Source organism: Luteipulveratus halotolerans, assembly GCF_001247745.1.
In the GTDB taxonomy this organism is placed as follows: domain Bacteria; phylum Actinomycetota; class Actinomycetes; order Actinomycetales; family Dermatophilaceae; genus Luteipulveratus; species Luteipulveratus halotolerans.
The window spans coordinates 3,193,855-3,214,153 of record NZ_LAIR01000002.1 but is presented as its reverse complement, the minus strand read 5'-3'; the positions used below and the strand labels follow the sequence as shown (position 1 = coordinate 3,214,153).

Genomic DNA, 20,299 nt, shown 5'->3' with positions numbered 1-20,299 from the left:
CATCGCTCGCCATCCAGGTGAGCCGCGTCGGGAGGCCCACCACATGGCAACGTCCGTGGCAGAGACCACCACGTCAGCATCGCCGTCCGTCTCAGGGCTGCACCGTCGTCCGGGCCGCTGGATCGACGGCTGGGACCCGGAGGACACGGTCCAGTGGGCCGCCGAAGGTCGCTCGGTCGCGCAACGCAACCTGCGCCTGTCGGTGTTCGCCGAGTTCCTCGGATTCGGCGTCTTCGCGCTCTGGGGCATCGTCGTCCCGCAGCTGAAGCACTACGGGTACGCCGGTGCTGCGGCCCTGTCGGACTCGCAGCAGTTCTGGCTGCTGTCGATCCCGACCCTCGTCGGCGCCACGCTGCGCATCCCTTACACGTTCGCGGTGCCGAAGTTCGGCGGCCGCAACTGGACGATCATCTCGGCGCTGCTGCTGCTCTTCCCGACGATCGGGCTGGCGCTCGCGATCGGTGCGACCGCGCCGTTCCCGGTGCTCCTGCTGATGGCCGCACTCGCGGGTGTCGGCGGCGGCAACTTCGCGTCGTCGATGACCAGCATCTCCTTCTTCTTCCCGCAGGCGGAGAAGGGAAAAGCGTTGGGGTTCAACGCTGCTGGCGGCAACCTGGGTACGGCGGCGGTCCAGTTCGCGGTGCCGTTCGTCGTGGTCTTCGGTGCGGCCACGGCCACTGATCCCGACCTGCCGCTGGCCGGCTGGGTGTTCGTCCCGCTGATCCTCGTCTCGGCCGTGCTCGCCTGGCGCTGGATGGACAACCTCTCGACGGCGAAGTCCGACCCGCGCAGCTTCGCGGTTGCGGCGCGGCGCAAGCACACCTGGGTCCTGTCGTTCATCTACTTCGGCACGTTCGGGTCGTTCATCGGCTTCGCCGGCGCGTTCCCCAAGATCATGACCGACGCGTTCCCCGACCACGGTCTCAAGCTCGCGTTCATGGGCGCCCTCGTCGGCTCGGTGGCGCGCCCCATCGGCGGCATCGTCGCCGACAAGGTCGGCGGCTGGATCGTCACGGTCGTGTCGTTCGTCGCGATGGCCGTCGGCGCGTTCGGCGCGATCTTCGCCCTGCAGGACAAGAGCTTCGGGCTGTTCATGGCGACGTTCCTGCTGCTGTTCGTCTTCACCGGCATCGGCAACGGCTCGATCTACCGGATGATCCCGATCGTCTTCCAGGCGACCTCGGGCGGCGACATCGCCGGCACCCGCAAGATCGCGGCCGGTGCCATCGGCATCGTCGGTGCGGTCGGCGCGTACGGCGGGTTCGTGATCCCGCAGGGCTTCTCGTTCGCCAAGTCGCACACCGTCGACGCGACGCACGCCACGGGCACGATCGTCCCCGCGCTCTGGGCGATCATCGGTCTCTACCTCGTGATGGCGACGCTCACCTGGGCGGTCTACGGCCGCAAGGGAACCCACCTCGGCGACGCACGGGTGTGAGCATGACGACCACGGACACGCACTGCCCGTACTGCGCGCTCCAGTGCGCGATGCGGCTCACGGTCGACGACGGCGGGGTGACGGTGGAGCCGCGCGACTTCCCGACCAACCTGGGCGGTCTGTGCCAGAAGGGCTGGACGTCGGCCTCGCTGCTCACCGCCCCCGACCGGCTGACCAGCCCGCTGGTGCGGGATGCGTCGGGCGAGCTCGTGCCGACGACCTGGGACGCGGCGTACGACGTCATCGTCGAGGCGATCACCCGGGTGCAGCGTGAGAGTGGCAAGGACGCCGTCGCGGTCTTCGGCGGAGGCGGCCTGACCAACGAGAAGGCTTATGCGCTGGGCAAGTTCGCGCGTGTCGGCCTGGGCACCGCGATGATCGACTACAACGGCCGGTTCTGCATGTCATCGGCCGCGGCGGCGGGTACGCGGGCCTTCGGTCTCGACCGCGGGTTGCCGTTCCCGCTCGCCGACCTCGGCGGTGCCGACGCCGTGCTCCTGGCTGGCAGCAACCTCGCCGAGACGATGCCTCCGTCGGTGCAGCACCTGGCCGGTGTGCGCTCACGCGGTGGCCTCATCGTGATCGACCCGCGCCGTACGCCGACCGCGCAGCTCACGCAGGACGGCGGAGGCATCCACCTCCAGGCGCTGCCCGGCACGGACATCGTCGTCCTGCTCGGCATCCTGCACTGCGTGATCGCCGGCGCAGCCGTCGACGAGACCTACATCGCCGAGCGCGTCAACGGCTGGGACGCGGTGAAGCGATCCGCCACGCAGTGGTGGCCGGAGGCCGTGGAGCGCGCGACCGGCGTACCGGCTGCACAGATCCGTTCTGCTGCAACGCTTCTCGCGCAGGCGTCGCCGTTGCGCGGCGGAGCGGGAGCGTACGTCCTCACGGGTCGCGGTGCCGAGCAGCACGCGCACGGCACCGACACCGTCACAGCCGCGATCAACCTGGCGCTCGCGCTCGGGCTGCCCGGCACGGTCGGGAGCGGCTACGGCTGCGTCACCGGCCAGGGCAACGGTCAGGGCGGTCGTGAGCACGGGCAGAAGGCTGACCAGCTGCCCGGCTACCGCAAGATCGTCGACCCCGCCGCGCGGCAGCACGTCGCCGCCGTGTGGGGCGTCGACGCCGATGACATCCCCGGACCGGGCGTGCCGGCCGTCGAGCTGCTGAGCCGACTGGCCGAGCCGGGCGGTCCGCGGGTGCTGATGGTGCACGGTGCCAACCCGGTCGTGAGTGCGCCCGACGCGTCCGAGGTACGACGTCGGATGGCCGCGCTCGACCTGCTGGTCGTCTGCGACTTCGTACCCTCCGAGACGACGCACCTCGCCGACGTCGTCCTGCCCGTCACCCAGTGGGCCGAGGAGAGCGGCACGATGACCTCGCTCGAGGGCCGAGTCCTGAGGCGGCACAAGGCTGTTGACGCTCCTGAGGGCGTGCGCAGCGAGCTGACGATCCTGCACGACCTGGCCCAGCGACTCGGCTCGAAGGCGACCTTCGACACCGACCCGTCGACGGTCATGGACGAGCTCGCCCGCGCCAGCGCCGGTGGAGTCGCCGACTACGGCGGCGTCAGCCACGAGCGGCTGGACAGCGGCGAGGCGATCTACTGGCCGTGCCCCGACTCCGAGAGCGCAGGCACACCAAGGCTTTTCCTCGATCGATTCGCTCACGACGACGGCCGCGCAGTGATGGTGGACGTACGCCCGGCGCCGGTCGCCGACGACCTGCGGTCCGAGGCTCCGATCTATCTGGTGACCGGTCGGCTGCTGCAGCACTACCAGTCGGGCGCTCAGACCCGCCGCGTGCGCGAGCTGGTCAAGGCGCAGCCCAGCGCGTTCGTCCAGATCCACCCGATCACCGCGCAGCGCCTCGGCATCGACGAGGGCGAGCGGGTGCGTGTCGAGTCGGCCCGCGGCGTGACGGTCGCACCCGCGCGGCTGTCGGACGAGGTGCGCCGCGACACCGTGTTCATGCCGTTCCACTACTCGGGCGGTGCCTGCGTCAACGACGTCACCAACCCCGCGACCGACCCCATCAGCGGCATGCCCGAGTTCAAGGTGTGCGCAGTGAGTCTGTCGCGGGTCGACGAGGCGGTGGCGTCATGAGCGGCGGCACGCGCGCGCACCGCGTGGTCCTCGTCGGGCACGGGATGGTCGGTGCCCGGTTCCTGGACGACCTGGACCGCCTCGCCCGTACGACGGACGCGCGCCTCGACGTGACCGTGCTGGGTGACGAGCCGTACGAGCCCTACAACCGGCTGATGCTCAGCGAGGTCATCGCCGGACGCGCCGACCTCAACGCGCTCACCCTGCCGGCGCCGCCCGGTCAGGTACGGGTGCACCGGGGGAGCGCAGCCGCCATCCTCGACCGTGACCGCAAGCTGGTCATCGACGAGTTCGGTCGTGAGCACCCCTACGACACGGTGGTTCTCGCCACCGGCAGCGCGGCACGGATCCCGCCGATCGAGGGGTTGCACGACGACGAGCACGGTCTGGCCGGCGTACGAGCCCTGCGGAGCATCGACGACTGCCGCGACCTGCTCGCCGCCTGCAGCCGGGTCGGACATGTGACGGTGCTCGGCGGAGGCCTGCTCGGGGTGGAGGTCGCGTGCGGGCTGCGTACCCGCGACGTCCAGGTCACCGTCGTCCACCTCGGTGGGCACGTCATGGAACGCCAGCTCGACGCCACGTCGGCGGCCGTCGCCGGCAGCACGATGGCCGACCTCGGCATCGACGTGCGCACCGGCGTCGGACTGCAGCAGGTGCACCGCGATGGTGCTGGCATCACGCACGTGACGCTGAGTGACGGCGGCCAGATCGAGACCGACCTGGTCGTGCTCAGCGCCGGGGTGGCTCCGCGCGTCGAGATCGCTTCTGCTGCAGCGCTTTCGGTCGGCCACGGCATCGTGGTCGGTGACGACCTCCGGTCGGTCGACGACCCTTCGGTCGCCGCGATCGGCGACTGCGCCGAGACGCCGACCGGGTGCCCGGGTCTGCTCGCACCAGGCTGGGAGCAGGCCCATCGCCTGGCGGCCTCGCTGGTTGAGCCGACCGGAGCGCTAGCGGAGGTCGAGTCGAAACCGGGTGACGAGCAGGGAGAGTCTCCCTACGGCTCACCGGGTTTCAACACGGGCTCGCCCAGCGGCTCGCCCGGCTCAACCAGCGGCTCGCCCGGCTCAACCAGCGGCTCGCCCGGCTCAACCAGCGGTGGGTCCGTGGTGAAGCTCAAGGCGGTCGGGCTCGACGTCGTCGCCCTCGGCGAACCTCTGCCCGCAGATGACCATGCGATCGACGGCCCGCACATCGTGTCGCTCGTGGACCCGCGCGGACGCCGAGCCATCCGAGTTCTCCTGCAGGACAACAGGATTGCTGGGGCGGTGTGCGTGGGCAGCCCGGAGGTCGCGGCCGATCTGACCGTGGCGTACGAGCACGGCACCGAGGTGCCGGACGACCCGGCCCTGCTGCTGGTGCGTGGTCCTGCCGCGGCCGGCGTACCGACGGTGCAGAGCCCGACCGCGATGCCCGGCTCGGCCACGGTGTGCCGCTGCAACGGCGTCACCAAGAAGGAGATCGTCGACGCCCACGTGTGCGGCGACCGCTCGATCGCCGACGTGGCCTGCCGTACGCGTGCCACCACCGGCTGCGGAGGCTGCACCGGAGTGGTCCAGGGCCTCCTGGACTGGATGGACGACGTCAACCCCGATTCCACGGAGTCGCCTCTCACGGCGCTGGAGCACCAAGGAGAAACCGTATGAACGTCAACGGAACTCGTCACGTGGTCGTGGTGGGCGGCGGCATGGTCGCGCACCGCTTCGTCGAGGCACTGCGCTCCCGCGACACCGACGGACAGCACCGCGTCACGCTGCTCAGCGAGGAGCCTCGCCCGCCGTACGACCGCGTCGCGCTGACGTCGTACTTCACCGGCCGCGACCCCGAGGACCTGCACCTCGGTGACGATGCGCTGTGGGCCGACCCGCTCGTGCGCCTGCGAAAAGGCATCAGTGCCAAGGCCATCGACCGCGACACGCGCACGGTCGAGCTGTCGACCGGTGAGACCGTGGAGTACGACCACCTCGTACTGGCGACCGGTTCGTACGCCGCCGTGCCGCCCGTCAAGGGCAACGACATCCGCGGCTGCTTCGTCTATCGCACCATCGACGACGTCGCCGACCTGCGCGGCTATGTCGGAAAGCTGCGCGCCGACCACCCGGACCGACCGGTCCGAGGTGCCGTGATCGGTGGTGGACTGCTCGGACTGGAAGCAGCCGGTGCCCTCCAGGCGCTCGGCGCCGAGTCGACAGTGGTCGAGTTCGCTCCACGTCTGATGCCCCTGCAGGTCGACCAGGGCGGCGGCCAGGAGCTGCGCCGCCTCATCGAAGGCCTCGGGGTCCAGGTGCGGGTCGAGACCGCCACCTCGGAGGTGGTCGGCAAGCGCGGCGTGGTGAGCGCGATGAAGTTCGCCGACGGCGACCGCATGGACGTCGAGGTCGTGATCTTCGCGACCGGTGTGCGGCCGCGCGACGAGCTCGCCCGCGAGGCCGGCCTCGATGTCGGCGAGCGTGGCGGCGTGATCGTCGACAACGCCTGTGCCACCACGGATCCCGCGATCTCCGCGATCGGTGAGGTCGCCTGCATCGAGGGCCGCGTGTGGGGCCTCGTCGCTCCGGGTTACACGATGGCCGAGATCGCCGTCGACCGCCTGCTCGGGGGCGAGGCGACGTTCCCGGGCGCCGACTCCTCGACCAAGCTCAAGCTCCTCGGCGTCGACGTCGCGTCGTTCGGTGATGCGTTCGCCACCACGCCGGGCGCGCTCGAGATCGTGTACGCCGACTCGGTCACCGGTGCCTACAAGAAGCTCGTCGTCTCGGACGACGCCAAGACGTTGCTGGGCGGCATCCTCGTCGGCGACGCATCGTCGTACGCCGCGCTGCGGCCGATGGTGGGACGCGAGCTGGCGGGCGACCCGTCGTCGTACATCGTGCCCGAGTCCGCAGGCGGCACAGCCGGACTCGAGCTCCCGGACGACGCGCAGGTCTGCTCCTGCAACAACGTCGACGCCGGCGCGATCCGGTGCGCGGTCAGCGAGGACGGCTGCGACCTCGCCGGTGTGAAGGGCTGCACCAAGGCCGGTACGAGCTGTGGCGCCTGCCTGCCGCTGGTCAAGAAGATCGTCGAGACCGAGCAGGAGCGGGCCGGCATCACCGTCGACCGCAGCCTGTGCGAGCACTTCGCGATGACGCGGGCCGAGCTGTTCAACGCCGTGCAGGTCAGCGGCATGAGCACGTTCACCGACATCATCGAGCGGCACGGACGTGGACGCGGCTGCGACATCTGCAAGCCCGTCGTCGGCTCGATCCTGGCCAGCCTCGGCAACGGCCACATCCTGGGCGGCGAGCAGGCGACGCTGCAGGACACCAACGACCACGTGCTCGCCAACCTGCAGAAGGACGGCACCTACTCCGTCGTCCCGCGCATCCCGGGCGGTGAGATCACGCCCGAGGGGCTGATCGTCATCGGTGAGATCGCCCGCGACTTCGGGCTCTACACCAAGATCACCGGCGGTCAGCGCATCGACATGTTCGGCGCGCGCATCGACCAGCTGCCGGCGATCTGGAAGCAGCTCGTCGACCACGGGTTCGAGTCCGGCCACGCCTACGGCAAGTCGCTGCGCACCGTGAAGTCGTGCGTCGGCTCGACGTGGTGCCGGTTCGGCGTCCAGGACTCCGTGGGCATGGCGGTCGAGCTCGAGCTGCGCTACCGCGGCCTGCGCTCACCGCACAAGCTCAAGGTCGGTGTCTCCGGCTGTGCGCGTGAGTGCGCCGAGGCGCGTGGCAAGGACGTCGGCGTCATCGCGACCGAGAAGGGCTGGAACCTCTACGTCGGCGGCAACGGAGGCCAGACGCCCAAGCACGCCGTGCTGCTGGCCGAGGACCTCGACGACGCGACGCTGATCCGCAGCATCGACCGGTTCTTCATGTACTACATCCGCACGGCCGACCGCCTGCAGCGCACGGCGCCGTGGTTGGAGGAGATCGAGGGCGGCATCGAGCACGTCCGTGCCGTGGTGATGGACGACAGCCTCGGCATCGCCGCCGACCTCGACGCGGCGATGGCCCAGCACGTCGGTGCGTACCGCGACGAGTGGGCCGAGGTGCTGGCCGACCCGGTCAAGCTCGCCAAGTTCTCCTCGTTCGTCAACGCGCCCGAGCGCACCGACGACTCCCTTTCCTATGTGGTCGAACGCGGTCAGCGCCGCCCGGCCACCGACCACGACCGCGAGCGCGCGGCCAGGGGAGAGGTCGAGCTCGTCGGAGCCGCCGACCGCGATCCGGTCGTCATCGCGGGAACTCGCCTGGAGGTGCGATCATGAGTGCTTGGATGCCCGTGTGCCGGCTCGAAGAGCTGCAGCCGGAGCGCGGCGTCGCGGCCCTGGTCGGCGAAGCCCAGGTGGCGCTCTTCCGGCTGCTCGACGGGTCGGTGCACGGCACTGATCACGCCGACCCCGTCAGTGGGGCCAACGTGATGGCTCGCGGCATCGTGGGCTCGAAGGTCGTGGAGGGCGAGGAGGTCCCCGTGGTGACCTCACCGATGTACAAGCAGGCGTTCGACCTGCGTACGGGCGCCTGTCTCACCGACGAGTCGGTCGCCCTTCGGATCTGGCCCGTACGCGTGCGTGACGGGTACGTGGAGGTGAGTGAGGATGCACGCTCTTGACCTGACCGGTCGGCGCGTTCTGGTGCTGGGCGGTGGCCCGGCCGCCGAGGTGCGCGCCCGTGCCCTGCTCTCCGAGGGCGCCCACGTGCGCGTCGTCGCTCCGCACGTGTGCGAGGGCCTGCGCGACCTGGCCGCCCGCGACGAGCGCGTCACCGTCGTACGCCGTGACGTCGTCCGCGCCGACCTCGCCGACGTCTGGCTCGTGTCGCCGCAGGACGTCGACGCCGCCCGCGACGAGCAGGTGCGCGCGTGGTGCGAGGCCGACCGCATCTGGTGCGAGTCCGTGGACGCCGAAGCCGTGCCGACCGCACAGGTCGACGGTACGACGGTGGGTGTGTGCGGCGACGCCGCTCAGCAGGTGCTCGCCGACATCACCACGGCACTGCACGAGGGCTCGGTCACGCTGCCTGCCCGAGGTGCCGGGGGCAAGGTCGTCCTCGTCGGTGGCGGCCCGGGCAGCCCCGACCTGCTCACGCTGCGCGCTCGTCGCGAGCTCGCGCGCGCCGACGTGGTCGTCACCGATCGGCTCGCCCCGACCGCTGTGCTCGCCGAGCTCGCGCAGCACGTCGAGGTCGTCGACGTCGGCAAGACGCCCTACCACCACCCGATCCCGCAGCCCGAGATCAACCGCATCCTGGTGGAGCGGGCCCAGCGCGGTCAGTACGTCGTCCGTCTCAAGGGCGGCGACCCGTTCGTGCTCGGCCGCGGCGGCGAAGAGCTGCTCGCCTGCCGTGAGGCCGGTGTCGACGTCGAGGTCGTGCCCGGTGTCACGAGCGCGCTCGCCGCGCCGGCCGCCGCCGACATCCCCGTCACCCATCGCGGTACGGCGACCGGCTTCCTCGTGGTGTCCGGCCACGACGAGATGGAGACCTCCGTCCTCGCCCAGTGGCCCGGCACGATCCTGGTGCTGATGGGCATGAGCCGGTTGCACGAGCTGACCTCGCGGCTGCTGCGCGACGGGCGCGCGCCCGAGACGCCCGCGGCCGTCGTACACAAGGCATGGACGCCCGAGCAGCGCGTGGTCCGCGGGACGCTCGCCGACATCGCCGAGCGGGTCACGCTCGAGGGCGTCGCCAACCCGTCCGTCATCGTCATCGGTGACGTCGCGTCCGTTCTCGACCAGGCTTAGGCGTATGCCGGAAGCCATGAGCTCGCAGCTCGCGGGCAGCACCGTCGTCCTCACGGCGCAGCGGCGCGCGAACGAGCTGGCCGCTGCCCTGGAGCGCAGGGGTGCCGAGGTCGTCCACGCGCCGTCACTGTCGGTCGTGCCGCACGTCGACGACCCCGAGCTGATCGCCCGCACGCGCGAGCTGCTCGCAGCCTGGCCCGACGTCGTGGTCGTGACGACCGGAGTGGGATTCCTCGGCTGGGTCGAGGCCGCCGACGCCGCCGGCCTGCAGCACGACCTGATGGAGATGCTCACCTCCTCGCGCATCATCGCCCGAGGCCCCAAGGCGCGCGGCGCGCTGCAGGCGCAGGGTCTCACCGCCGACTGGGTGGCCGAGTCCGAGACGAGCGCCGAGATCCAGGACCTCCTGCTCACCGAGGGCGTCCACGGTCAGCGCATCGCGATCCAGCACCACGGCGCGGGCGCAGACGGGCTCGACGAGGCGTTCGCGCTCGCCGGCGCCGACGTGTGCTCGCTGGTCGTCTACCGCTGGGGACCCGCGCCCGACCCCGCGGCGGTGCGTGACGCCGTACGCCGGGTCGCGGCTCGGGCGTGCGACGCGGTCGTGTTCACCAGTGCGCCGGGTGCGACGGCGTTCATCGACGTCGCCCGGACCGAAGGCGTGCTGCCCGAGGTCGTCGCGGCCTGCAACGAGCCGGACGGCGTCGTGGCGGCGGCCGTCGGCACAGTCACGTCCGCACCCCTGGAGACGGTCGGCATCCGCGCGCTGGTCCCGGACCGGTTCCGGCTGGGCGCGCTGGTCCGTGCGCTCGTGCGCGAGCTCGCCGAACGCCGCGGCCTGCGCGTCCTCACCCCACGCGGTGAGCTGCGCGTCCTGCGCGGGGCCGCCGTGCTCGACGGCGACGTGCTCGCACTCTCGCCGGGCTCGCTGGCCGCCCTGCGCGTGCTCGCGCTCGCCCAGGGCGGTGTCGTCTCGCGCGGCGACATCCTCGCGGCGCTGCCCGGCGGCTCCAGCGACCTGCACACCGCCGAGGTCGCCGTCGCGCGGCTGCGCGAAGGGCTCGGCTCGCGCGACCTGGTGGCGACCGTGGTCAAGCGCGGCTACCGGCTGGCGGTGGCCGACGGCGAGGACGGCTGATGCGGCCCGTGGTTCTGTGCGCGCACGGCACGGCCGACCCCGACGGCCAGCAGACGGTGCTCGACGTCCTTGCCGGTGTACGCGCCGCACGACCCGGTCGACGTGTCGAGCTCGCCTACGTCGACGTCCAGGAGCCGACCCTCGCCGATGTCGTCGCACACGTGTGCGCCTCGGACGGTCCGCCGCTGATCGTGCCGCTGCTGCTCAGCACCGGCTACCACGTCCGTGTCGACATCGCTCGGGTCGTCGAGGCACACCCGGGCACGTCCGCCGCACCGGCGCTCGGGCCCGCCGCGCGGCTGGCGGCCGTGCTGCACGCCCGCCTGGTCGAGGTCGGGGCGACACCGGCCGACCAGGTCGTGCTCGCGGCCGCCGGGTCGTCGCGCTCCGAGGCGGCCGAAGACGCGCTCGAGACCGTACGACTGCTGAAGGCGACCTGGGACGGCCCGGTGCGGGTGGCGTACGGCTCAGCCGCCCAGCCCGATGTGCCGACAGCGGTGGCGGCAGCCCGCGCGGCGGACCCGTCCGCCCGCGTCGTCGTGTCGGCGTACCTGCTCGGGCGCGGCCACTTCCACCGGCAGCTGCTGAAGGCCGGCGCCGACCTGGTCACGGCGCCCCTGGACGCTGACCCGCTCGTGGTGGAGCAGGTGCTGGCGCGCACCGTCTGAACGCGGGCTGAGAAGAAATCGCCGTTCCGGTGCGACGCAGGTCACATTCTCCATAACATGCGCGCACGCGCTACTGCGGAGTAGCGCCCGAGGGGTTTGCGCCAGGGTGCGCCGCCCGAGAAACGAGGGGACCGTGGACACGACCACCACGCGACGTCGGCTGGCAGCACTGGGCGCGGTCGGCGGGGCCGTCGCCCTGTCGATGGGGCTGGCGACACCGACCGCGCACGCGGCCAGCACTGCACCGGGCACCGGGCCCGTGCCGATCACCTGCACCCTGACGACCAACTTCGTCACCAAGACCTACCACTGGACCGCCGACATCTCGACCAACGCCCGGGCCACCGTGCCGGTGAGCTCGCTCATCGCGGCGCCGACGGTCAAGGCCACGATCACGACGGACACCGCCTACGCGGACGACGTGCGCAAGCAGCTGCTCAAGCCGAGCAGCTTCCTCGCCGGAGTCGGCAACACGCTGCCCTACGCGACCTCCGGCCCGGTGCTGCTGCCCGGCGTGCGGTTGGCACCGCTCATGGCCATCCCCAGTACGCCGATCCCCGCATCCGGTCCCATCACCACGACCGCCACCGGCCTCGGCTCGCTCGAGACCACCACGTCGACCCCGGGCGTCGTCCGACTCGCGGCCAGCAAGCTCACGGTCTCGTGGACGACCAACACGCTGGTGCTGACCGCGGGCTCGTGCACCTTCGACACGCCCAACCCGGCATTCGCCACCATCACCGTGGGCCCGCCGGTCGACGGTGGTGTGGCCGCGGGTGACGGCGGCAACACCCTGACCGCAGCCGGCCTCGGCGTCGGTGCCGTGGGCCTGGTCGGTGCCGGCGCGACCGTCCTGGTCGGCCGCCGGCGACGTCGCGGCTGAGACCACGTCCCCGCCGAGCGGCGCGACTCCCGGATCGACGGCGGGTCGCGCCGCTCGTGCGGTCGCGGCCGGCGTACGCCGCACCTGTGGAGAGCGGGTACGAGCGGGCTCGCCTTGGCTAGGCTCATCGCAGTCCTCGAATCTGCGAGAAAGCAGGTAACTCCCATGATGTGGGTCCTGATCGGCATCGTCGTCGTCCTGGTCCTCCTCGTCCTGTGGGCGGTCTTCGCCTACAACGGCCTGATCAAGCTCCGCAACCTCGTCCAGGAGGCCTGGCACCAGGTCGACGTCGAGCTCAAGCGCCGGCACGACCTCATCCCCAACCTCGTCGAGACCGTCAAGGGGTATGCCGCGCACGAGCGCGGCACGCTCGAGGAGGTCATCCGTGCCCGCGCGGCCGCGGTCAGCGGTGCGAGCACGCCGGCCGCTGCGGCGCAGAACGAGAACATGCTGACCCAGGCGCTCGGCCGCCTGATGGCGGTCGCTGAGGCCTACCCCGACCTGAAGGCCAACCAGAACTTCATGGCCCTGCAGAACGAGCTGTCTTCGACCGAGGACCGCATCGCAGCGGGCCGGCGCTACTACAACGCCAACGTGCGCGAGCTCAACACCAAGGTCGAGACCGTGCCCACCAACATCATCGCGGGCTTCGCCAAGATCACGAAGGAGGAGTACTTCGAGGTCGATGAGCAGGCGCGCAACGCCCCGAGCGTCAGCTTCGGAGCCGGTTCGGCAGCGGGCGGCCCGGGTGCTCCGGCCGTCTCCGACGCCGGCTCGCCGGTGCAGCCGGGCTCGGTCCAGACCGGTCAGGCGGCCGCACCGACCCAGGTCCCGCCCCAGTCGCAGCCGTACCAGCAGGGCGGACAGCCCCAGCCGTACCAGGCGCCCCAGCCCCAGTCGCCTCAGGCGCCCCAGTCGCCCCAGGGCGGACAGCCCCCGTACGGCCCGGGCAGCTCGCCCGCCGGTCCGTCGCAGGGCCCGGGTTACCCGCCGCCGGGCGGAAATTTCCCCGATCAGGGACAGCCGCCGCAGGGTTCGACTCCTCAAGGTTGAAGTCCCAGGTCAGCCCGGCGATTTGCCTAGCGCATCCGGCCGTTCGACGGTAGGTCAAAGATTGTGATGCCCGTCACAATCGACCTTTTCCGGTAACGAATCACGGTCACGAAACGGTTACTCCCCTGACCTCGCGGTCATGCTCAACCCAGTCCTCCTGACCTGTATGGGCTGAGCATCTGGTGCGCTCACTCGCCTATCCCTCCTGTGAGCGCAACACCGGAACTACCGGAACCAGGCGAGGGGCGGAGCACAACACCGCGGCACGACACCCGGATCGGGTGCCTTGCCACTGTGCGCTGCGAGGCGGCAACACGAAGGGAAGACTTTGCTCAACAATCGCAAGGCACGAGTGACCACCCTGGTTGCGACCGGCGCCGCGGCTGCTGCCGCCGTCTCGGTTGGGACCGCTGGCCAGGCCCACGCAGACGGCAACGTCTGGGACCGCGTCGCGCAGTGCGAGTCCGGCGGCAACTGGAGCATCGACACCGGCAACGGTTTCTCCGGAGGCCTGCAGTTCACTCCGTCCACCTGGCGTGCGTTCGGCGGCTCCGGCTCGCCCGAGAACGCCAGCCGCTCCGAGCAGATCCGCGTCGCTCAGCGCGTCCTCGAGGGCCAGGGCCCCGGCGCGTGGCCGGTCTGCTCCAAGCGTGCCGGCCTGACCCGCTCCAACGGTGGCGCCGCCTCCGCGGGCAGCGACTCCGACCGCGCCTCGCGTGGCTCCGACGTCAAGGTCGAGAAGAAGTCCGAGCGCAAGGTCGAGAAGAAGTCCGAGCGCAAGGTCGAGAAGAAGGCCGAGCGCAAGGTCGAGCGCAAGCACGTCGACGCGCCCAAGGTCGAGAAGAAGGCCGAGCGTCACGAGGTCCGCGCGCCGAAGCACGCGACCAAGCGCCACGTGCACTCCGTGCCGTCCGTCAAGGCCGGTGACAAGCAGATCACCGTCGAGGCCGGCGACACCCTCGGCAAGCTCGCCGAGAAGTACGACGTCAGCAGCTGGCGTCAGCTGTGGGCCGCTAACAGCAAGACTGTCAGCAACCCCAACCTGATCTTCGTCGGCCAGGTGCTCAACCTGCCTGCGTGATCCAGCACGTCTGAAGAGCCCCGGAAGCCGCACGGCTTCCGGGGCTCTTGGCGTCCCCCAGGAACGCCCTGAAAGATCTCCGAAAACTTTCTGCCCGTCGGCGCAACCTTCGTGGGGGGTCATCGCGTCTAGGCAGTAGCAGTGACAGCCGAGGGGTCGGTTGAAAGGGGCTGGGCGTCGGGGGACGCTCAGCCCCTTCGCTGTGCCCGGGGCGCTCCCGCGGGGCCCGACGCAGCATGATGTGGACCATGGCTGACGACGTCGACGACCCGACCCGGCCGTTGTGGCGCGCAGCCCAGGCCTTCCGCATCGCCACCGTCCTGTACGCCGTCGGCACTCAGGTCCAGGTCACCTCCGACGGTCACCACACGCGGCCCACCCTCAGCTGGGCTCTCATCGGCGTTCTCGTCGCGTGGTCGCTCGTCGCGACGGTCGCGCTCGCGGCGGGCCGCCGACGCCAGCAGGTCGTCATCGCCGATCACGTGGTCGCGGTGCTGCTGATGTACGCCAGCCGCCTGGTCAGCGACGAGAGCTGGTGGACGTCGCACCAGACCTTGCCCACGACCTTGTGGGTGACCAACGCGGTGCTCTCGACGGCGGTGCTGTGGGGGCCGTGGGGCGGTATGGGCAGCGGTCTGCTGCTGGGCCTGCTCAGCCTGCACGTGACGCACGACCTCGGGCGCGTCCTGCAGGACTCCACGGTCCCGGTCATGGTGACCGCCGGCCTCACGATGGGCGTGGCGGCGTCGGCTGCCCGGCGAGCCAACGAGCAGCTCGCCGAGGCGGTCCGCATCAGAGCCGCCACCGCTGAACGTGAGCGTCTCGCGCGCGAGGTGCACGACGGCGTCCTGCAGGTGCTCGCGCTGATGCGACGCCGCGGTGCTGGTGCGAGCGGCGAGATCGGTGAGCTCGCGCGGCTGGCGGGTGAGCAGGAGCAGGCGTTGCGCGTGCTGCTGTCGGAGCAGGCCGCCCCCACGCAGGGTTCCGGCGGGCTCGTCGACCTGCGGCGGCACCTGCGTGCGGTGGTCTCGTCGGAGGTCGAGGTGTCCGCACCGGCATCGGCCGTCCTCGTCCCTCGTCACGTCGCGGACGGTCTTGAGGGCGCCGTACGCACGGTGCTCGCCAACGTCGACCGGCACGCCGGCCCCGACGCCCGCGCCTTCGTCCTGGTCGAGGACCTGCCCGGCGAGGTCGTCGTCACCGTGCGCGACGACGGCGTCGGGATCGACCCGGGTCGCCTCGCGGCCGCCGAGGCAGAGGGCAGGATGGGCGTGAGCAAGTCGATCCGCGGGCGCGTCGAGGAGCTGGGCGGTCAGGCCCTGCTGGAGACGGCCCCGGGCGAGGGCACCGAGTGGGAGCTGCGCGTCCCGCTCGCCGGCAGCTGAGTGACGAAGGAGAGCAGCACACGTGGGTGACGACGACGTACAGGTCACGGTGATGGTGGTCGACGACCACCCGATGTGGCGTGACGGGGTGAGCCGCGACCTCACCGCGGCCGGGTTCGACGTGGTCGCGACGGCCGACGGCGTCCAGTCCGCCGCGAGGCGCGCTGCCGCGACCACCCCGCAGGTGGTGCTGATGGACATGCAGCTCACCGACGGCAACGGCGCCGAGGCCACGGCTGCCGTCCTCGAGGCGGCGCCCGAGGCCCACGTGCTGGTGCTGTCGGCGTCGTCCGAGCGCGACGACGTCCTCGACGCCGTCAAGGCGGGTGCGTCGGGCTACCTGGTCAAGTCGGCATCCGCCGCAGAGCTGGTCGATGCCGTGACCGCGACGTCCACCGGCCAGGCCGTCTTCACGCCCGGCCTCGCCGGCCTCGTCCTCGGCGAGTACCGCCGCATGTCCACGGCGCCACCGCCGAGTGACGGCCCCCAGCTGCCGAGCCTCACCGACCGTGAGACCGAGGTGCTGCGGCTGGTCGCCAAGGGCCTCACCGCCCGCCAGATCGGCACGCGGTTGAGCCTGAGTCACCGCACGGTCGAGAACCACGTGCAGTCGACGCTGCGCAAGCTGCAGCTCGCCAACCGGGTCGAGCTCGCCCGTTACGCCATCGAGCAGGGCATCGACGAGGGCTGACCGCGGCAGCACGCACCCGGCGTACGGCGAAGTCCCCGGGTCGCGCGGGTGGTTCTACTCAGGCCGGATGCCCCTGGCCGGCGCGAGGCTCGTACACATGAGCACCTCGACTCCGCCCGCACCCGTTCCTCCGTCGCTTCCCGCGCAGCCTCCGCCACCGGACGGACCTGCGTACGCCGTCCCTCACCAGCCGCCGTACGGCGCCCACCCGGGCGGTCTCGGCCCCGGCGGCCCGTTCGCGCCTCCTCCGGCGCCACCGCGCGTGCCGTGGTGGCAGCGCGACGGTGTCATCAGTCGTCTGCTCGTGCTCGCCGGTGTCGCCGTCACTCTCGTCGGCGTCGTCATGCTCCTCGTGATCGCTGCCGAGCACGGACTGCTCGGACCGCAGGTCCGGGTCACCGGGGGCACTGTCCTCGCCGGCGCACTGCTCGCCGCGGGTGGTCGCGTGATCAGCCGTCCCGGAGGCCGCGTCGGCGGAACGGCCCTGCTGTCGACCGGATTTGCCGGCCTCTACCTCGACATCCTGGCCGTCACCACGATCTACGACTGGGTGCCCGCGGCGGTCGGGCTCGCCGCTGCCCTGGCGTGCGTCGTGGCGGGCTCGCTCGTCGCGATGCGCTGCAACAACCAGCTGCTCGCCGTCATCGTCACCGCCGGAGCCGCCGCGCTCGCTCCGGTCCTGACGCACGGCGTGACGCCGACCCTGCTGATGTTCCTGACCGTCTTCGCCGTCGTCGGCGCGGTGCCCGAGGTACGGCGTGGGTGGTCCTGGCTCGGCGCCGTGCGGACCGTCCCCGCCGTGATCGGGGCCTGCGCGCTGATCGCCGCACGTGCCGCCGACGACCGCATGATCGGCTCCGCTGCCCTGGGCTCGGTGCTGGTGCTCGGTGCTGCCGGTGTCGCGGCAGGTCTGCTGGTGCTGCGTCGACGCCCCGATCAGGTCACTGCGGGGGTCGTGATGGTGCTGGCCGCGCTGCCGGTGATCGCGGTCGGCGCCACGATGGAGTCGCCGGTGAGCTCGGTCTGGTCGGGTGCCGTCGCGGTCGCCGTGCTGCTGGCCGCCGTGGCTGCCCGCCCGTTGCCGGCCACTGCCACCTGGTCGGTCGCGACCATCGCCGGCCTCGCGGTGCTGCAGGCCTGCACGGTGCTGACCGCCGACTACGACACCTCGGCGCCGTTCCTGGTCGTCGCTGTCGTCACGGCCGTGCTCGCCGGCCAGCACCGGTCGTTGCCCGCCCTCATCGGCGCGGCGCTGATGCTGCTGATCGGCACGCTCCACCTGCTCATCGTCAGTGCCGATCCGCACGCCCTGAGCGTCCCGAAGGCCGCCCTCGCGACCCTCGGAGCATCGACGGCCGCCTCCGGTCTGGTGGCGAGTGCCGCGGCGGCCGCCCTCGGCTTGGCCGGTGTCCGCATGAGCTCGCAGGACGACGAGCGCGCCCTGTCGCTGGTGCTGCCGTCACTGATGGGCCTGTACGCGGTCGTCGTCGCCGCTGTGAGCGCGGGCGTCGCGGTCGAGCACAGCACGGGCGGGTTCTTCGCCGGACACTTCGTCGCGACCGCGCTGTGGGTGGGTCTCGGCTACGCGCTGCTGATGGCGGGGCTGCGCCGGCCGGCGTACGCGCGGGTCGTCCTGGGTCTGGGCCTGACGGTGATCGTGGCGGCCCTGATCAAGCTGTTCGTCTTCGACCTCGACGCGATCGGCGGGATCGCCCGAGCCGGGTCGTTCCTGGTCGTCGGCCTGGTGCTGCTGGTGGCCGGCACGAGGTACGCCCGCATCTTCGCCGAGCGCAGCGCCGGCGGGCCGACGGCGTGAGGTGAGGCGGGCGAGGCGGCCGTGGGCTCAGGGGGGGGTCCACGGCCGCAGCCGTGCTCCGATCAGGAGACGGTGACCCGAGAGGCCTTGCGGTGCTTGTAGTACTCCCAGACCATCGGCAGCACCGAGACGAGCACCACGAGCAGGATCATGATGTCGATCTTGTCGCCGAGCCACGGGAAGGCGTTGCCGAGCAGGTAGCCGGCGAGCACCACCGAGGCGACCCACAGCACAGCGCCGACAGCGCTCCACACGAAGAAGCGGCGGCGGTCCATCCGGCTGACGCCGGCGACCAGGGTGATGAACGTGCGCACGATCGGGACGAAGCGGCCGATGACCAGCGCCTTGTTGCCGTGCTTGTCGAAGAACTCCGAGGTCTGGTCGAAGTACTTGCGCTTGAGGATGCGGCCGTCACGCTCGTACAGGCTGGGACCGATGAGCCGCCCGATCTCGTAACCGGCGACGTTGCCGGCGAACGCCGCGATCATCAGCAGCGGCAGCGACTGCCACAGGGGTACGTCGAAGCCGGTCTGGTCGGACGTCGCGGTGAACAGGCCGATCGCGAACAGCAGCGAGTCGCCGGGCAGGATCGGGAACAGCACACCGCACTCGATGAACACGATGAGCATCGACAGCCAGAAGAACGCCCCGCCGAACTCGGCGAGCAGGTAGTTGGGGTCCATCCAGCTGGGACCGAGCGCATGCATCACGGGGCCCAAGGGTACGGGGTGCAACCTGGCAACACCCTGTCACTGCGTCCGGTCGCCGGTTCGGGGAGTCGTTAGGGTCAGGCCCATGAGCTTTCTGCGCTCGGCCGCCTCGCTGCTCGCCGCCGCCCTCGCGCTGAGCGCGTGCTCGGCACAGGCCGGCACCGACTCCACGCCGAGTGCGGCCGGCCTCGTGCAGACCAAGGGGTGCAGCAAGGACTCGCTCAAGACCGTCACCGACGGCAAGCTCACGATCGCGGTCAACGAGCCGGCGTACGCGCCCTGGTTCATCGGCGACGACCCGGGCAACGGCGAGGGGTACGAGGCGGGCCTCGGCTACCGCATCGCCCAGCACCTCGACCTCGCGCCGAGTGACGTCACCTGGGTGCGGCAGCCGTTCGAGAAGGTCGTGGCGCCGGGCGCGAAGAACTTCGACCTCGCGCTGGTCGAGGCCCAGGTGACGCCGCAGCGGCAGCAGGCGGTCGACTTCTCGACGCCGTACTACAGCGTCCGGCAGGCGCTGATCACCTGGAACGGCAGCCCGATCGACGGCAAGACCACGCTGGCCGAGCTGCGGACGGCGCGGCTGGGGGCCGCGGCCGGCACGACGTCGTACGAGGAGATCAACCAGCACATCAGGCCGACGACGGCACCCACCAGCTATCCGAGCATCGGGGCGGCCAAGGACGCGCTGGCCGCGCACCAGATCGACGGCCTCGTCGCCGACCTGCCGACCGCGCAGTACCTCGCGTCGTCGGTGCTGGACGACGCGAGCGTCGTCGGCGAGCTGCCGGCCGACGCCGACGAGAAGGTCGGTGCGGTCCTGCCCAAGGGCTCAGCCCTGACCCAGTGCGTCAGTGCCGCCGTCGACCAGCTGCGCGCCGACGGCACCCTCGACACGCTCGCCGAGCAGTGGCTGTCGTCGAAGAAGACCGTCCCGCAGCTGAGCTAGACGGTCGCGGGCTGCCAGGGCTTGAGCCAGGGCGTCTCGGGCCAGCCCTCCAGTCCGGCGAGCAGCTCGTACATCGTCGCGCCGTCGATCGCCTCGCGGATGATGTCGGCGTGGCCGGCGTGCCGGGCGACCTCCTCGACCAGGTGCAGCAGCACCCAGCGCACGTTCCAGGCGCCGAGGTCCTTCGGGAACCACGGCGCGTCGGGCACGGGGACGGCGGCGGTGAGGTCGAGCCCGGGCACGTCCTTCTCGACGCGAGCGATCACGGCCTCGAGACCGGCCAGCAGGGAGGCAGCGCTGTCGGCGGCGGTGACGGTGAACTCCTCGCCGTACGCCGCCCGTGCGGCCTCGGGGTCGACCTCCGGAGGAGTGCCGGGCGCGGCGAACGCTCGGTCCAGCCAGCCGGTCGCGCACGACGTGACGTGCTTGACCAGACCTCCGACCGACAGCGATGACGTCGTCGGGGTGAGGGCGACCTGCTCGTCGGTGAGGCCGTACGCCGCGGCGCGTACGCCGTTCAGCTGCTGGACGACGTAGCTCGCGAGCATCTCGCCCTCGTGGGTGGTCATGGCGGCCTGTGCAGGCATGGTTTCGCTCCGTTCGTTCGGTAGGTGCTGAGAGAACCGTCGCGCACCAAGC

At 71.3% G+C, this 20,299-nt stretch carries 17 protein-coding genes; 15 read left to right on the top strand and 2 right to left on the bottom strand.

Annotated elements, in window-relative coordinates:
- Positions 1 to 43 precede the first annotated feature (43 nt).
- From VV01_RS16135 to VV01_RS16070, 14 genes are all read left to right on the top strand, one after another.
- Positions 44 to 1,438 carry an MFS transporter gene (locus VV01_RS16135; RefSeq protein WP_050670773.1) on the top strand — a complete coding sequence of 465 codons (1,395 nt, stop codon included), beginning with the start codon at positions 44 to 46 and terminating at the stop codon, positions 1,436 to 1,438.
- 2 nt (positions 1,439 to 1,440) lie between these two features.
- Positions 1,441 to 3,549: a molybdopterin oxidoreductase family protein gene (locus tag VV01_RS16130; RefSeq protein ID WP_050670772.1), complete on the top strand. Its 2,109-nt coding sequence runs from the start codon at positions 1,441 to 1,443 to the stop codon at positions 3,547 to 3,549.
- The gene (locus VV01_RS16125; protein ID WP_050670771.1) at positions 3,546 to 5,198 is read left to right on the top strand and encodes an FAD-dependent oxidoreductase; all 1,653 of its coding nucleotides are present in this window, start codon (positions 3,546 to 3,548) and stop codon (positions 5,196 to 5,198) included. The genes VV01_RS16130 and VV01_RS16125 overlap by 4 nt, the downstream gene beginning before the upstream one ends.
- Positions 5,195 to 7,813: a nitrite reductase large subunit NirB gene (gene nirB, locus VV01_RS16120; protein ID WP_050670770.1), complete on the top strand. Its 2,619-nt coding sequence runs from the start codon at positions 5,195 to 5,197 to the stop codon at positions 7,811 to 7,813. Before VV01_RS16125 ends, nirB begins: the two co-directional genes overlap by 4 nt.
- Positions 7,810 to 8,157: a nitrite reductase small subunit NirD gene (gene nirD / locus VV01_RS16115; RefSeq protein ID WP_050670769.1), complete on the top strand. Its 348-nt coding sequence runs from the start codon at positions 7,810 to 7,812 to the stop codon at positions 8,155 to 8,157. The genes nirB and nirD overlap by 4 nt, the downstream gene beginning before the upstream one ends.
- The gene (gene cobA, locus VV01_RS16110) at positions 8,144 to 9,286 is read left to right on the top strand and encodes a uroporphyrinogen-III C-methyltransferase (RefSeq protein ID WP_050670768.1); all 1,143 of its coding nucleotides are present in this window, start codon (positions 8,144 to 8,146) and stop codon (positions 9,284 to 9,286) included. The genes nirD and cobA overlap by 14 nt, the downstream gene beginning before the upstream one ends.
- Before the next feature lie 16 nt (positions 9,287 to 9,302).
- A complete protein-coding gene (locus VV01_RS16105; RefSeq protein WP_157508879.1) occupies positions 9,303 to 10,424 on the top strand; it encodes a uroporphyrinogen-III synthase in 1,122 nt (373 codons plus the stop codon).
- Positions 10,424 to 11,092 carry a sirohydrochlorin chelatase gene (locus tag VV01_RS16100; protein ID WP_050670766.1) on the top strand — a complete coding sequence of 223 codons (669 nt, stop codon included), beginning with the start codon at positions 10,424 to 10,426 and terminating at the stop codon, positions 11,090 to 11,092. The genes VV01_RS16105 and VV01_RS16100 overlap by 1 nt, the downstream gene beginning before the upstream one ends.
- Positions 11,093 to 11,225: 133 nt before the next feature.
- Entirely contained in the window at positions 11,226 to 11,975 is a 750-nt protein-coding gene (locus VV01_RS16095; RefSeq protein ID WP_050670765.1) for a hypothetical protein, read from the top strand.
- A gap of 165 nt (positions 11,976 to 12,140) precedes the next feature.
- Positions 12,141 to 13,028, top strand: a complete 888-nt coding sequence (locus tag VV01_RS24785) for a LemA family protein (protein ID WP_071606415.1) — start codon at positions 12,141 to 12,143, stop codon at positions 13,026 to 13,028.
- A 352-nt stretch (positions 13,029 to 13,380) separates the two neighbouring features.
- On the top strand, positions 13,381 to 14,109 hold the full coding sequence (locus VV01_RS16085) for a transglycosylase family protein (RefSeq protein ID WP_157508877.1): 729 nt from the start codon (positions 13,381 to 13,383) through the stop codon (positions 14,107 to 14,109).
- 248 nt (positions 14,110 to 14,357) lie between these two features.
- Complete coding sequence (macS, locus tag VV01_RS16080; protein WP_197275068.1) at positions 14,358 to 15,494, top strand: MacS family sensor histidine kinase; 1,137 nt, start codon at positions 14,358 to 14,360, stop codon at positions 15,492 to 15,494.
- Positions 15,495 to 15,516: 22 nt separating this feature from the next.
- On the top strand, positions 15,517 to 16,185 hold the full coding sequence (locus VV01_RS16075; RefSeq protein ID WP_050670763.1) for a response regulator: 669 nt from the start codon (positions 15,517 to 15,519) through the stop codon (positions 16,183 to 16,185).
- A gap of 97 nt (positions 16,186 to 16,282) precedes the next feature.
- Positions 16,283 to 18,001, top strand: coding sequence for a DUF2339 domain-containing protein (locus tag VV01_RS16070; RefSeq protein WP_197275067.1), 1,719 nt, complete (start codon positions 16,283 to 16,285; stop codon positions 17,999 to 18,001).
- A gap of 62 nt (positions 18,002 to 18,063) precedes the next feature.
- On the opposite strand, the gene VV01_RS16065 is transcribed toward VV01_RS16070, so the two are convergent.
- On the bottom strand, positions 18,064 to 18,708 hold the full coding sequence (locus VV01_RS16065; RefSeq protein WP_050670761.1) for a DedA family protein: 645 nt from the start codon (positions 18,706 to 18,708) through the stop codon (positions 18,064 to 18,066).
- 88 nt (positions 18,709 to 18,796) lie between these two features.
- On the opposite strand from VV01_RS16065, the gene VV01_RS16060 reads away from it, so the two are divergent.
- The gene (locus VV01_RS16060; RefSeq protein ID WP_050670760.1) at positions 18,797 to 19,660 is read left to right on the top strand and encodes an ABC transporter substrate-binding protein; all 864 of its coding nucleotides are present in this window, start codon (positions 18,797 to 18,799) and stop codon (positions 19,658 to 19,660) included.
- Here VV01_RS16060 and VV01_RS16055 read toward each other — a convergent pair.
- Positions 19,657 to 20,247 (bottom strand): DinB family protein, encoded by a 591-nt coding sequence (locus VV01_RS16055; protein ID WP_050670759.1) that lies wholly within the window; start codon positions 20,245 to 20,247, stop codon positions 19,657 to 19,659. The two genes, VV01_RS16060 and VV01_RS16055, sit on opposite strands and share 4 nt — an antisense overlap.
- Positions 20,248 to 20,299: the final 52 nt, after the last annotated feature.

Coding starts and splice junctions, on each gene's coding strand:
- VV01_RS24785 (WP_071606415.1), top strand. CDS start 12,141: ATGATGTGGGTCCTGATCGGCATCGTCGTCGTCCTGGTCCTCCTCGTC.
- VV01_RS16100 (WP_050670766.1), top strand. CDS start 10,424: ATGCGGCCCGTGGTTCTGTGCGCGCACGGCACGGCCGACCCCGACGGC.
- nirD (WP_050670769.1), top strand. CDS start 7,810: ATGAGTGCTTGGATGCCCGTGTGCCGGCTCGAAGAGCTGCAGCCGGAG.
- nirB (WP_050670770.1), top strand. CDS start 5,195: ATGAACGTCAACGGAACTCGTCACGTGGTCGTGGTGGGCGGCGGCATG.
- macS (WP_197275068.1), top strand. CDS start 14,358: ATGGCTGACGACGTCGACGACCCGACCCGGCCGTTGTGGCGCGCAGCC.
- VV01_RS16135 (WP_050670773.1), top strand. CDS start 44: ATGGCAACGTCCGTGGCAGAGACCACCACGTCAGCATCGCCGTCCGTC.
- VV01_RS16105 (WP_157508879.1), top strand. CDS start 9,303: ATGAGCTCGCAGCTCGCGGGCAGCACCGTCGTCCTCACGGCGCAGCGG.
- VV01_RS16055 (WP_050670759.1), bottom strand. CDS start 20,247: ATGCCTGCACAGGCCGCCATGACCACCCACGAGGGCGAGATGCTCGCG.
- VV01_RS16060 (WP_050670760.1), top strand. CDS start 18,797: ATGAGCTTTCTGCGCTCGGCCGCCTCGCTGCTCGCCGCCGCCCTCGCG.
- VV01_RS16065 (WP_050670761.1), bottom strand. CDS start 18,708: ATGCATGCGCTCGGTCCCAGCTGGATGGACCCCAACTACCTGCTCGCC.
- VV01_RS16125 (WP_050670771.1), top strand. CDS start 3,546: ATGAGCGGCGGCACGCGCGCGCACCGCGTGGTCCTCGTCGGGCACGGG.
- VV01_RS16130 (WP_050670772.1), top strand. CDS start 1,441: ATGACGACCACGGACACGCACTGCCCGTACTGCGCGCTCCAGTGCGCG.
- cobA (WP_050670768.1), top strand. CDS start 8,144: ATGCACGCTCTTGACCTGACCGGTCGGCGCGTTCTGGTGCTGGGCGGT.
- VV01_RS16070 (WP_197275067.1), top strand. CDS start 16,283: ATGAGCACCTCGACTCCGCCCGCACCCGTTCCTCCGTCGCTTCCCGCG.